8 protein-coding genes are annotated in these 12,737 nt (G+C 69.0%); 3 read left to right on the top strand and 5 right to left on the bottom strand.

The annotated features are described in order from the left end of the window. Positions 1 to 16 precede the first annotated feature (16 nt). The gene (locus tag ABGA98_RS07880; protein ID WP_347617481.1) at positions 17 to 982 is read right to left on the bottom strand and encodes a hypothetical protein; all 966 of its coding nucleotides are present in this window, start codon (positions 980 to 982) and stop codon (positions 17 to 19) included. 306 nt (positions 983 to 1,288) lie between these two features. Between ABGA98_RS07880 and ABGA98_RS07885 the strand changes: the two genes are divergently transcribed. After that, positions 1,289 to 1,852, top strand: coding sequence for a dihydrofolate reductase family protein (locus tag ABGA98_RS07885; protein WP_347617482.1), 564 nt, complete (start codon positions 1,289 to 1,291; stop codon positions 1,850 to 1,852). Between the two features lie 213 nt (positions 1,853 to 2,065). On the opposite strand, the gene ABGA98_RS07890 is transcribed toward ABGA98_RS07885, so the two are convergent. Then, positions 2,066 to 2,269: a hypothetical protein gene (locus ABGA98_RS07890; RefSeq protein WP_347617483.1), complete on the bottom strand. Its 204-nt coding sequence runs from the start codon at positions 2,267 to 2,269 to the stop codon at positions 2,066 to 2,068. 421 nt (positions 2,270 to 2,690) lie between these two features. Here ABGA98_RS07890 and ABGA98_RS07895 point away from each other — a divergent pair, with 421 nt between their 5' ends. Then, complete coding sequence (locus ABGA98_RS07895) at positions 2,691 to 5,429, top strand: AAA family ATPase (protein WP_347617484.1); 2,739 nt, start codon at positions 2,691 to 2,693, stop codon at positions 5,427 to 5,429. An 83-nt stretch (positions 5,430 to 5,512) separates the two neighbouring features. On the opposite strand, the gene ABGA98_RS07900 is transcribed toward ABGA98_RS07895, so the two are convergent. After that, the gene (locus tag ABGA98_RS07900) at positions 5,513 to 9,697 is read right to left on the bottom strand and encodes a phospholipase A2 (RefSeq protein ID WP_347617485.1); all 4,185 of its coding nucleotides are present in this window, start codon (positions 9,695 to 9,697) and stop codon (positions 5,513 to 5,515) included. Between the two features lie 193 nt (positions 9,698 to 9,890). Here ABGA98_RS07900 and ABGA98_RS07905 point away from each other — a divergent pair, with 193 nt between their 5' ends. Further along, entirely contained in the window at positions 9,891 to 10,370 is a 480-nt protein-coding gene (locus ABGA98_RS07905; protein WP_347617486.1) for a S26 family signal peptidase, read from the top strand. On the opposite strand, the gene ABGA98_RS07910 is transcribed toward ABGA98_RS07905, so the two are convergent. Both ABGA98_RS07910 and ABGA98_RS07915 read right to left on the bottom strand, forming a co-directional pair. After that, positions 10,292 to 12,184, bottom strand: a complete 1,893-nt coding sequence (locus tag ABGA98_RS07910) for an ABC transporter ATP-binding protein (RefSeq protein WP_347617487.1) — start codon at positions 12,182 to 12,184, stop codon at positions 10,292 to 10,294. The genes ABGA98_RS07905 and ABGA98_RS07910 overlap by 79 nt on opposite strands. Further along, on the bottom strand, positions 12,181 to 12,732 hold the full coding sequence (locus ABGA98_RS07915; protein ID WP_347617488.1) for a hypothetical protein: 552 nt from the start codon (positions 12,730 to 12,732) through the stop codon (positions 12,181 to 12,183). The genes ABGA98_RS07910 and ABGA98_RS07915 overlap by 4 nt, the downstream gene beginning before the upstream one ends. Between the last annotated feature and the right edge of the window lie 5 nt (positions 12,733 to 12,737).

Genomic DNA, 12,737 nt, shown 5'->3' on the forward strand with positions numbered 1-12,737 from the left:
TCCGGCTTGACTCCGATTACGGCTGTCGCGATGCGTAGGGTGCCGGCTGGTGGTGCTGTTGCGCGTACGGCTGCTCGTACCCCGGCTGCATGGGGGCGCCGTCCCCCCGCGGTCCGTGTGGCCGGTCCGCTGCCTGCTCCGCGGCGCCGGAACGGCGGCGAAGCAGCGGGACCGCGATGGCCCCCGCCACGCCCGCCGCACCGACGACGACCCCGGCGATGAGGGCGCCGAACACATCCGCGCGCAATGAGTTCCCGAACGCGTCGTAGACCGCCGTGACCAGTGCGGCGGTCACCTCGTCGGCCGCCAATGCGCTGTCGCCGAGCAACTGATCCTTGCCGACGTCCAGCGCGAGCATCGCACCACCCATGCCGAGCGCGACCGCGCAGCCGGCCGAAGCCAACGTCACGAACCGCCGCCGCGCGATCAGGACGGCGAGCCCCAGTACGCCGAGCGCGGTCACTGGCAGTACGCCGGCCAGCGTCCCCAGCAGGTTGACCGACTCCCGGGCCTGAGCGATCTGCGGCGAGTCGACCAGCGTGATCCGGGTGTCCGCCTCGGCCGGCGCCCGGGGCAGGGTGATGCCGTGGGCCCTGAGTCGCTTGCGGACATAATCGATCAGGTCACCGGTGTCCACCACGATCTTGGTGCCTGTGCCGTCCACCACAAGGTCACGCGCCGCCAGGTTCGCGTCCAGCCAGATCTGCCGCGCCTCCGCGGTAGCCAGGATGGTGGCCATCTGGGTGTGCACGCGGTCCTTCCACCGGCCCGGAACCGCGTAATTCTTCTCGTTGGCCGCGTCGAACGCGGCATTGGCCAACAGGCGTTGCAGTTCCCGATCCTGGAGGAGCGGAGCCACCGTGGTTCCGTACGCGTCGGTCTGCAGCTGACCATCGGCCCACCGCACAGGTACGGCGGCGATCGCCACCAGACACCCAACCAAAACTAACAAACCCGCGAAAAAGCCTCTGACAACACGCATCAGGACACCGTGCCAGCTCCCAGGGGTAGCTGTCCAACTACGTTCGGCTCCCACCGGGCCGGACCGGCTCATCCCGGGCGCGCAAGCTGCAACCCGTGCGGACGCGCGCACTGCTCCAAGACGCCCCCTACCTGACCGCGCACCAGCCAGTAGACCGGACACCGATGACTTTCGGGCGGCAGTGTCGTCTGAAGCATGAGCGACAGGACACAGGCTCCGCGGCGACGCGAGCGCTGCGGTCTTGGACGCGCACGTTCCCCTGGCAAGCACCGTCCCCAGACGGCCCGAGACCACGGAGTTCCGATCATGCGGAAGCTGATAGCGACAGTGTTCAACCACTCTCTCGACGGCCTCCTCGCCGACGAGGGCACCGAGTTCTGGAAGTTCTGCTTCGACCTGCCCGAAAACCGTGACCCCGACGACCCGGCGCACCTCGACTTTCTCCAGAGCGCGTACGCGCACCTCATGGGCCGCACCACCTACGAGAGCATCGCCGAAGCCATGACAACGTCCACCGACCACCCGTTCGCCGACATCCTGAACGCCGGGCGCAAGGTCGTCTTCTCCCGGACCCTGAAGACGGCCGACTGGGCCAACACCACCATCGCCGCTGGTGACACGGCAGAAGAGATCGACAAGCTCAGGCAGGGTGGCGACGGCCACATCGTGGTCTGGGGCGGCGTCAGCCTCTGGCGGTCGCTCATGCGGCTCGACCTGATCGACGAGATCCAGCTGAGCATGTTTCCCTACGTTGCGGGCGAGGGCACCCGGCTGTTCGACGGCGTCCCCAAGTCCTACCAGCTCGACCTGGTGTCCAGCACCGCCTCCAGCAATGGGATCGTATATCTGCAGTACCGGCGACCCCGCTGACCCAGCGACCGGCCATGCGCAACGAGCGGCAGTCACGCAAGCCTTTCCTCGGCAAGAACGTTCCACCGAACCGCATCAGCAGCTCGACGGGCCATCGTTCAGGACAGCCTCGCCTGGACCAACGCCCATCGCCGGTCTTCCCGGAACGACCTGATACGACAGTGAACTACAACCCAAACCGCAACCCGACCCGGCCACGCCCCGAACAGTCGCCTAGGAGTAGAAGCCCTTCCCGTACTCCTCGCGAGACTTCGTGAAGTCACCGGGCCGCACCTCCCGGAGGTACTCGCAGCGCTCGGCGAACCTGTCGATAGCCTCATGGATCGTGTCATCGAACTGGTCCCGCATCATCATCAGGACGGGAAGGACACGTCCACGGACGATGTGATCATCAATGGCGTCCCAGAGATCTCCCACCCGAGCATCTTGCCACGCTAACAGCTTGGGAACCGGCTACTGATCTTGCCATGCCGAGCTGAACCGGCAGGTGCGACGTGCGGGCCGCACCCGGGTGTCACATTTCTCGGTCTGGCGGCGTCCAGTGATATGACCGGCGAAACGGAGAAATGTGACAGATGACCGAGCAGGAGTGGGCAACCTGGGCCTGTCCCTTCGGTGGATGCTCATTCGTCAACCGGATATGAGCACGACCCCGTACCTTCACGTGGAGCGGGCACGCGCAGCATGGCCGGACATGGCCGTGGCGCACGCGTCGCACGACGCGGTGTGGCCAGAGCTGTAACGCGCCGCCCATGGGAGAGCGGGCAGTGGTGGCCGTTTCGCGACCGTGTCGAAGCTGGTTCGACTGAGCGGGCGCGACGACCCATTGGGACTCCCTGTGGCTGAAATCTACGGAAGAAGTGCGGAGAGGGCCGTCATCGACGAGGTGCTTGCTCGCGCACGCGGCGGCGGCAGCGGAGTCGTGGTGGTGCGTGGTGAGGCGGGAGTCGGTAAGACGGCGCTGCTGGAGTACGCCGCGGCCAACGCCGCCACAGACATGCGGGTGCTGCGTGGTACGGGCATCGAATCGGAGATGGAGCTGCCGTTCTCAGGGCTGCATCTGGTGCTCGCTCCCGTGCTGCACCTTCGGAACAAGCTGCCAGGGCCGCAGTCCGAGGCGTTGGGTGCGGCGTTCGGTCTGGTCGACCAGGCCAGGAGTGACCGGTTCCTGCTCGGGCTGGCCACCCTGTCGCTGCTGGGCGAGGTGGGGGCGGCGGATCCCCTGCTCGTGCTGGTCGATGACACGCAATGGCTGGACCGGTGCTCGGCTGCGGTGTTGTCGTGGGTTGCGCGCCGGTTGCGCGCCGAGGGCGTCGCGCTGCTTTTCGCCGTGCGAGACGGGTACCCGACGCCCGCGCAGGGCGTACCGGACGTACGGGACCTGCGGCTGACGGCCCTGGACCGGGACTCCAGTGCCATGCTGCTGGGCGACCTGGCCGGTCACGTCAAAGACCATCTTCTGGCCGAGGCCCAGGGCAACCCGCTCGCCCTGCTGGAACTGTCGGCCGCCCTCACGCCCGAGCAGCGTGCCGGTGAACTGCCCGGCGCCACGTTCCACCTCCACCACGGCCCGATGTCCGGACAACTGGAATCGGCCTTCGCCCGGCGAGTCAGAGCGCTGCCCGAACGAACCCGATCGCTGCTACTCGCCGCGGCGGCCGACGACAGCGGCGATCTGCACCTCTTGCTCACGGCGGGCCGACGGTTGGGCGCCGACGTCGCCGACCTGGAGCCGGCCGAGGACGACCGGATGATCCACATCTGCGGTGACCGGTTGAGATTCACCCACCCGCTCTTCCGCGCCGCCGCCTACCGTTCGTCGTCGCTGCCGGCCCGCCTGGCCGCTCATGCCGCGCTGTCGGAGGCGTTCAAGGAGGGCGGCATGGCCGACCGAAGCGCGTGGCATCGCGCCGCCGCCGTACACGGCACCGACGAGAGCGTGGCCGCGGAGATGGAACACACCGCCGAGAACGCTCGCGCCAGGGGCGGTCACGCAGCGGTGGCCACCGCCTATCATCGAGCCGCTCAGCTCACATCCGATCTGGGGCAGCGCGCCCGGCGCCTGGATGCGGCGGCACAGGCCGCACTCGATGCCGGGATGACCTCTTTCGCGACCCACCTGGCCGATCGCGCCTGGCCGATCGCGCGCGACCCGATGGTCCGCGCCGGCCTGGCGATGGTCCGCGCGGCCATCGCCCAGGAGCAGGACTTGCGGGCTCGGCCGGAGGAGACGGTCGAGGCCGCCGCCGGGCTCGCGACGCAGGCTCCTGACACCGCCGCCACCATGCTCCTCTTCGCATTGATCAGCGCCTGGAGCGGTGGCGATCCGTACCAGCTGCCCCAGCTCGCCGCCAGTACGGCCATCGTGCCCCGCTCTTCACCCATGCTGGCCGATGTCACCGCGGCGATCGTTCACCTCGCCGACGAGCGATGGGCGCAGGCCGTCCCCCACATCAGATCGCTCGTCCAGGAAATCTCCGCCACCGCGAACCTGGCTACCTGGCAGCGCATAACCGTACAGTGGTGGTTCCTGTGGCTCGCCGACATCCACGCGGGCCAGGAGGGCGCGGTGGTCCTGGCCGACCGATGCCAGGCCCAGGGCAACCTCGGTATGCTGCCCCGCGCCCTGCTGCATCTGGCGCGCAGCCAGTTGCTCCTCGGCCGGCACCGAGACGTGCTGTCCACCAGCGAGGAGGGCCTGCGCGTCGCAGCCCACACCGAACAGCCCCACTTCGTCGGCCACCACGCCGGACTGCTGGCCTGCGTGGCGGCGATCGAGGGCGACCAGGCGCGGTGCACCGAGCTGACCGAGGACATCCTCGCCGGCGGTGTGAGCGAACGCGGCATCGAATGCGTGTATGCACGCGCGCTGCTGGACCTGGGAAACGGACAGCACGAGGCGGTGCTGCGCCGCCTCGCGCGAGTTCCCGAGGCTCTGATGCGCCACCATCCCGCCATCGATCACAGCCTCGGCACCGCCACCCTCGTGGAGGCCGCGGTCCGCCAGGGCCACCCCACCCTCGCCGTGGTCCCTCTCGCCCGGCTGCGGCGATGGGCACACGCTACGGGCCAGCCGTGGACCGTGGCCATCGCGGCACGATGCGAGGCCCAGCTTGCCGACGGCGATGAGGCCGAACGGCACTACGAACAGGCCATACGCCTACACCGGCAAGACGATGCGTACCCCTTCGAAGCGGCCCGCACCCATCTGCTCTACGGCGAGTTCCTGCGCCGCAGGCGGCAGCGCAGCAGGGCTCGCCCGCTTCTGCGGTCCGCGCTCGACACCTTCGAACAACTCGGCGCAGTCCCCTGGATCGACCGCGTCCGCAGCGAGTTGCGCGCCACCGGCGAGACCTCCCAACCCAAGGAGCAGACGTCCGGGCTGCTGGACCGGCTCACCTCGCAGGAGCTGCAGGTCGTCAGGCTGGCCGCGGCCGGGCTCAGCAACGCCGGCATCGCGGCCCGCTTGTATCTCAGCCCTCGTACCGTCGGTTATCACCTGTACAAGGCCTATCCCAAACTCGGCATCGGCTCGCGCAACGACCTGGCCCGCATGGACCTCGACCCGGACGGATGAGGGTGGGAGGCGGTAGCGGGCCCGCCGGCGAACTCGCTGCCGTATACGTATGTGTGAGTGCCGTTCTCCATGCCACCCATTCATCAGAAATGAGCGAACTGCCGGACAAATCCGTAATATATCCAGACTATCCCTCTGCAGTTCTCGTTGTAGTTCGGCGGCAACTGGTTGTCGCACGCGAGGTACATGTCCGCGACGAGGAGCCGGTCCAGGTACAGCCGCTTGGCGTAGCCGTCCCAGCCGACGTGCTTGTAGTTCCGGTAACCGAAGTCATGCCGGGTGCAGGCCCTGGTGAAATCCACCTGTTTGGGCCACCCGATGCCCTTCGGCGGCACCAACGGGCGGGTGGGCGAGTGGGTGCATTCGTTCGTGTCCCAGTTGAAGTTGTAACTTTCGTAACGGACGTTGCGCCGCGCCGCCCAGAACATGTCGCGGCTGGCCTTGGTGTTCAGGGTCATCAGGTACATGAGGCCGCGTTTGCTGGTCCACAGGGTGGCGAAGGCCACGTTGCTGTCCGCGCTCCCCGCCCTGTTCACCGCCGTCACCTTGAAGTCGTAGTCGCCCCACGGAACGTACTTGAAGGTGATCGACGTCTTCGCGATCGGATAGCGCGCCCGCTTCCAGGAGGTGCCGCCGGCCCTGCGGTAGTGGAGCCAGTAGTAGACGTCGCGGGTCGAACTGGGGTTCCAGTTGAGGGTGACGTATCCCTGGTGGCCTTCGGCGCGTAAGGCGGTGGGCGATTGCGGCGGGGACAGCTTCGGCCCGCCGCGCACCACGTTGGTCGCCGAACTCTGACCGAAGGAATTGGCCGCGACGACCTTGAAGTCGTAGGGCTGGTCGTTCCACAGGGGGTAGCCGACCCGCGTCCGTGCCTTCAGGGTCGGGAGCTGGAAGTAGTACCAGGTGCTGGAGCCCGCCGACTTGAAGAACAGCCAGTAGTAGACGCGAGCGGTCGGGCTCGGGCTCCAGGCCAGATCCACATAGCCGTTGCCCGTGCCGAGGAACACCAGATCGGACGGAGGCTTGGGGAGGCCGGGGCCTGGCATGGCTGTGACCGTGTTGGTCGGGCTGCTCGCGCCGACGCCGTTGACCGCGACGACCCGGAAGTCGTACCAGAAGTGGTTCCACAGGGGCGCGGTCACCATCTTCTTGGTCACGGTCGCGGGCGTCGTGTCCTGCAGGACGTACCAGGCGCTGCGGTCGTGTGGTTTGAAGTGGATCTGGTAGTAGACGGGGAAGGACGGGGTCGCATTCCATTCGAGCTGGACATATCCGTCACCGGTGCCGGTGACCTGCAGGCCGGTCGGCGGTTTGGGAAGGGAGGTGGCCGCAGCCGTGGCCCCGGCGGCTTCATGCCGCGCGGCCGATCGCGCGGCCGTACTCGACTGAGCCGGGCCGGACGCGGCTGGGCGGGGCAGCGTGGCGGTGGCGGAAGAGGCGGAAGAGGTGACGGTCACGCGTACCCGGTCCGACAGCGGCCCGTCACCGGCCGCGTTGGTCCCGGCGACGGCGAACTCGTACTCGTGCCCGCCCGTGAAAGGCCCCACCTGAGCTTGGGCCGTGGTCGCGGGATACTCGAACGTCCGCAGCTCCGTCTCCCCGGCCGTGACGTCGCGGTAGTGAATCCAGTAGAAGGCACCGTCGATGGCGGTCCAGGTGAGATCGACCATCCCGCCGGCCTGCGGTGTCGCGGTCAGCCCGGCGACCTTCGGCGGCAGCGGCGGCATCGGCTTGACGGACACCACCGCGCTCGCCTTGCCCTCGCCGCCCGCGTTCTCGGCGGTCACCTTGAACTCGTAGGTGTGCGCGTTGGTCAGCAGGCCCAGCTCGGCACGGGGTTCGAACGCGGGATAGGCCAGTTTGACGAACGTGCTCTCCCCGGCGGTGACGTCGCGCTGATAGACCCAGTACGTACCGGCGGTCTCCACGGCCTGCCAGATGAGCGTGACCTTCCCGTCGCCGGCGGTCGCGGCGACGCCGGTGGGCGCGGCGGGTGGCGGCACGTCGGCCACCGCCCTCGCCACGTCGCCGGCCGGGCCCTCGCCGCCGTCGCCGACCGCCGTCACCTTGAACTCGTAGGTGTTACCGCTGATCAGCCGGTCCACTGTCGCCGTCGTGGTCTCCACCGGGGCGTCCGACCTGGCGAAGTCCGTCTGCCCCGAGGTGACGTCGCGCCGGTGGACCCAGTACGCGCCGGCCCGCGCGACCGCGTTCCAGGTGAGCTTGATCGTGCCGTCGGTCCCGGCGGTCGCGGTCAGGCCCGTTGGAGCGCCGGGTGGACGCATGGTGGCCGTGGCGCTCACGACGTTGCTCGCCGGCCCTTCGCCGCCCGCGTTGACGCCGGCGACCCTGAATTCGTAGGCGGTTCCCGAGATGAGCTGCGTGGTCCGCAGGGTGGTCGTGTCGCTGGGCAGGTCGAGCGGCGTGAACTCGGTGGTGCCGGTGGGACGGTGGTAGACCTGGTACGTCTCCGGGTCGCCGGTGGCCGACCCGGTCCAGCGCAGGGTGACCGTCGCGTCCACCTCGGCGGTCGCCGTCAGGCCCGTGGGCGCGCTGGGCGTGGCGAACCGCGCCGTCGTGGTGACGACGTTGCTCGGGAGGCTCTCGCCCACGGAATTGGCTGCGGTCACCTTGAACTCGTACGTGTGGCCGCTCTCGAGCCCTTCGATCTTCTGCGTGGTGGCCTCCGCCTCCTCCACCGGCACCTGCGTGAAGAGGGTCTCGCCTGCGGTGACATCCCGCTGGTGCACCAGGTAGGCCACCTCCTCCTCGGCCGCGGTCCACGTCAGCGTGGCGTCGCCCACGGTCCCGGCGGTGACGCGCAGGTTCGTCGGCGCGGGCGGAACGGAACTGCGGCCGCGCGTGGTGACCACGGCGCTCGGCGTCCCCTCCACCCCGTTGTCGGCGACTGCGCGCACGTAGTAGGCGTAGTTCACGCCGGGAGACAACCCGCCGTCCTGCAGGCTTCGCTCCTGGGTGGGATATCCGGTACGGGCGAAGTGCGTCTGACCGTTGTCAAGGTTCTTGCGGTAGACCCAGTAGTCCAGCGAGTCGCCCGGCGGTGGCGTCCAGCCGATCGTGGCGACCCCTTCGCTGGACACCTTCACCTGCACGCCGGTCGGCGCCGCGGGGCCGCCGGTCGACGGGGGCGGCCAGGGCACCTCCAGGAATCTGGGCCGGTAGATGCGGACGTCCTTGTAATGATCGGCGTTGTCGATGGTGTTGACGTCGTAGGACAGCAACAGCTCGCCGGGATCAGAGAGCTGCGGGTGGGCCCGGCCGTGGTAGATGAACTGGCGGTACGCGCTCAGCTCCGGCTCTGGCGCGCTCTCCAGATAGATGGGCCCGGTGAACGGGCCGGTCGCGGCGTTGGAGACGTACGCGACGAGCCAGTGACTGAACGGCTCGTGGCTCTCCTGCGTCACCAGAACGTACTGGTTGCCGCTCTTGTGGACCGAAATGCCCTCAGGGACGCCGCTCATGAACCGGGCCGACGCCGACTCCTGCGCCGACCAGCCGCTCCCGGTCCAGAACTCCCACGCTCCGCCGAGATCACCGGACGCGACCCTGGCGACGTGGCCGAACTTCAGTCCTCCGGCCGACTCGCTGCCGTAGACATAGGTGTACGCGCTGTCCTCCATGATGGCCGAGCCCCAGCCCACCGGCCCTGTCAACGACAGGTCGCGGACCGACGAGACGGTCAGGCCCGGCAGGGCGAACGTCACGAGCGAGGTCCCGACGCGTTCGAAGGCGAACGGGCCCTCCTCCTCTGTCTTGCGGAACTTCCCATAGACAGCCTGTAACTGCCCGCCCGCCACGGTCGCGTCGCCGACCCAGTAGAACTCGTCGGCGGCTGAGGCGATCACCAGGGACTTGGGCTGAGCACTGCTCCCGCCGTGGATCGTGGGGCCGAGGGCTGAACCCTGCTGCACGACGATCGAGTTGTTGATGAAGGGCGCGCTTTGCGGCCTGGAGAAGTCGCTGTTGACCGTGCCGAGGAAGGTGTCGGAGAACAACCACGCCGTACGGCCGTCAGGCAGCGGCACCGAGACGGTGGAGTCGCCGCCCGTCCAGTGGCCGCCGCTGTTGCCGTAGTTGCCGAACATGGCCCGCAACTCGGACGCGTCGGGGTTGGCGGAGCTCTGGGCCGCGGCGGCCTGGGCGGCCCCCGGCGGGGGGAGCGCCGACGCGACAGCGGGCAGCGGGGTGACCAGCACCAGGGCCGTAATCAGCGAGATGATCGCGGCCGGCAGGCGGGCGTGACGCATGGAGGCTCCCTGGTGCTTGCACCGACTGGGCACGACGTAGACGCTAGGGACCCAGGCGACCCCGCGAATCAGTCTCCTGACTGGGTTTCGCGGTATGCGCCGGGGCGGCGACCTGGCGGATCCGTTCCGGTACGGGCACTCGTGGTTCAGCCGGTGCGGGCCGCGACACTCCGGCTTGAGCTAGCATCGGCCGATGTCCTACCTCATGGCAGCTTTCGCGGTGTGCGTGGCCGCCGTAACAGCGCTGGTCCTCGCCCGCCGCCGTCTGACGATCGTGACGGTGGCGGGGACCAGCATGCTGCCTACCTACCACCCGGGAGACAGGGTGCTGGTGCGGAAGATCGCCATCCGGCGGCTGCGGCGCGACCAGGTGCTGGTGTTCGAGCCGTGCGGCCCTCAGGGCTGGAGCAGGGGCCCGCTGCCACGCCCAGAAGCCGCCGGATGGGTCATCAAACGCCTGGTCGCCTTGCCTGGCGATGCGGTGCCGCCGCAGGTCATCACCGCCGTCGGCGCCTCCGAAGGCGCGACGGTGCCGCCGGGGAACCTGGTCGTGGTCGGGGACGGCGTGGACAGTGCCGACTCCCGGATCTGGGGCTACCTCCCGGACGACCGCGTCCTGGGGGTGGTGGTGCGCACGCTGTCGCCTCCCAGAGTGGCCGGGGCGGGCTCATAGCCCGAGGCCTGCAGGTCGAACAGCCGCGCATAGACGCCGCCCGCGGCGATGAGATCGTCGTGACTTCCCCGTTCGACGATCCGCCCGTCATCCAGCACCGCGATGAGGTCCGCGTGCCTGATGGTGCCGAGCCGATGGGAGATGAGCACGCTGGTACGGCCCTGCCTGAGCCGGCGCAGGCTCATATGCACGGCATGCTCGGCCTCGGCGTCGAGGCCGGAGCTGGGCTCGTCCAGGATCAGCAGGTCACGATGGCGTCGCATGAGGGCCCGAGCGAGGGCGACTCGCTGCCATTGACCGCCCGAGAGCACGACCCCGGACTCCTGATCGTGCTCCCCGAAGAAGGTCCTGCTGAGCATGGTGTCGTAGCCGCGCGGCAACGCGCTGATAGTCCCGTGGACGCCGGCTTCGGCGGCGGCGGCCTCGATGCGGTCCCCGCCGTTGTCTCCGGCGGAGGCCAGGTCGCCCAACATGATGTTCTGCCCGGCCGTCAGATCGTAGGACATGTAGTTCTGGAAGACCGCGCCGATTCGTTCACGCAGGTCGACGGGACTGACCTCGCGCAGGTCCGTCCCGTCCCAGCGGATGACTCCGCGGTCCGGGTCGTACATCCGGCACAGCAGCTTGACCAGGGTGCTCTTGCCTGCGCCGTTGAGTCCCACCAGTGCCACGGACCGGCCGTACGGGATGAACAGGTCGATACCGCGAAGGATCCAGGCGTGATCGCTGGAGTAGCGGAACCAGACGTCCCGTAGCTCGATGCCGGCGCGCAGCGCGGGCAGCGGGGCAGGCGCGGCTGGAATCGGCAGGTCCGGTCGGTCCCGCACCACGGCGAGATAGTGCCCGAACAGCAGCAGAGCGTGGTGCGCCTCGGCCCACTGCCCCACCAGGGAGCCGAGCGCCGCCTGCACGCCTGCGGTCGCGGCGATGAAGACGGTAACATCGCCGACGCTGATGCCGCCCCCGGCGGCGCTCACGACCGCCCACAAGATCCCGGCCCCGGCCACGGCCGTCCCCAGCAGCGACAGCAGCCCATGATGGCGCAGGGCGCTCCTGTCCAGGTCACGTTCAGCGGTGTTGACCGTGCGCAACTCGGCGAGCATCAGCCCGCGCAGGAAATCCCCCAACCCGAACAGGCGGACCTCCTTGGCCGCCTCCGGCGTGGTGAGCAGGGAGCCGAAGAAGATCTGCCGCCGCATGTTGGGCGTGATCCGCGCCTGCACGGCCGCCCGGCGGCGGCTCAGCGAGAGTTGCACCCCCACCGACGGAAGCGCGGCCACGATGATGATCGCCACCATCGGCGGGTTGATCACCGCAAGCGTCGCGACGAAACCCACCATGGTCACCAGGGCCTGGCCGACCGCCAGCGAGGAGTTCACCAGGCGGTCGGGAGCGGTCTCGCCCGCCTCAGTACCCAGCCGCAGATCATCATGGAATCCGGGATCCTCGAACCTGCTCAGCCCTGGATGCATGTTGACGGCTGCGAACAGGCGGTCATAGATGAGCGTCCTGAGCGTGCGGCGCAGCTGCCCCTGCACATACGTCGACAGGGACGGCGCGGCGATGAGCACCAGCCCCGCCACCGCCAGGGCGGCCGTCACCGGCAACAGCCGGCCGAGGTCCTGCCGGGTTGCCAGGCCGTCGATGACCAGCTTGGTCAGCCATGCCGTCAGGACCGGGGCAGCGCCGGAGACCAGCGCGATCACCACCGAGCCCACCGTCGCGAGCGGGTGCGCCCGCCAGCTGAGCGCGGCAGCCGTACGGGCACGCTCGGGCAGCGAGCCCACGCCCGGCCGGGAACCGGGGACGCTCACGCCGGTGCCGACCCGGACAGCTCGGCGGGGTCGCCCGCAACCGCAACGATCACTGCGCCGGTGTCGACCAGGAAAAAGGTAGGGTACGAGGTCACCTGGAACGCCTTGCCCACCGGCCCGTCATGCGGCTCGACCACGACGGTGGCCGCCTGCGCCAGGTCGTCGGCGTAGATCGCGGCGTCGCCGTCGTCGGCCGCGATGATCGCAAGCGCCTGCCCGGCCGCCTTGGCGCGCTCGACGAACCCCGGTAGGTAAACCCTGCAGACCGAGCAGTCGGTCGAGAACACCCCGACGAGACGATAGGGCGCCGACGCCCCGCCGGCAGTCTCCGCGCCGGTGAAGAAGCCACGCGAAACGACGCTCCCGTCGAGACTCACCGCGGTGAAGTCCGGCAGTTCCGTGCCCGGCAGGGCGAATGGCGGCGGCGTGAACAGGTTGTCCAGGCGGCTGCCGTGCTCACGCAGGCGGCGCGTGACCGCGAGCACCAACAGCAGGTTGACAGCGGTCAGGCAGCCGAGGAGGATCACGGCGGCGACCAGATACGGCATGAGGC

It is taken from the genome of Nonomuraea sp. B1E8, assembly GCF_039871515.1.
GTDB lineage: Bacteria > Actinomycetota > Actinomycetes > Streptosporangiales > Streptosporangiaceae > Nonomuraea.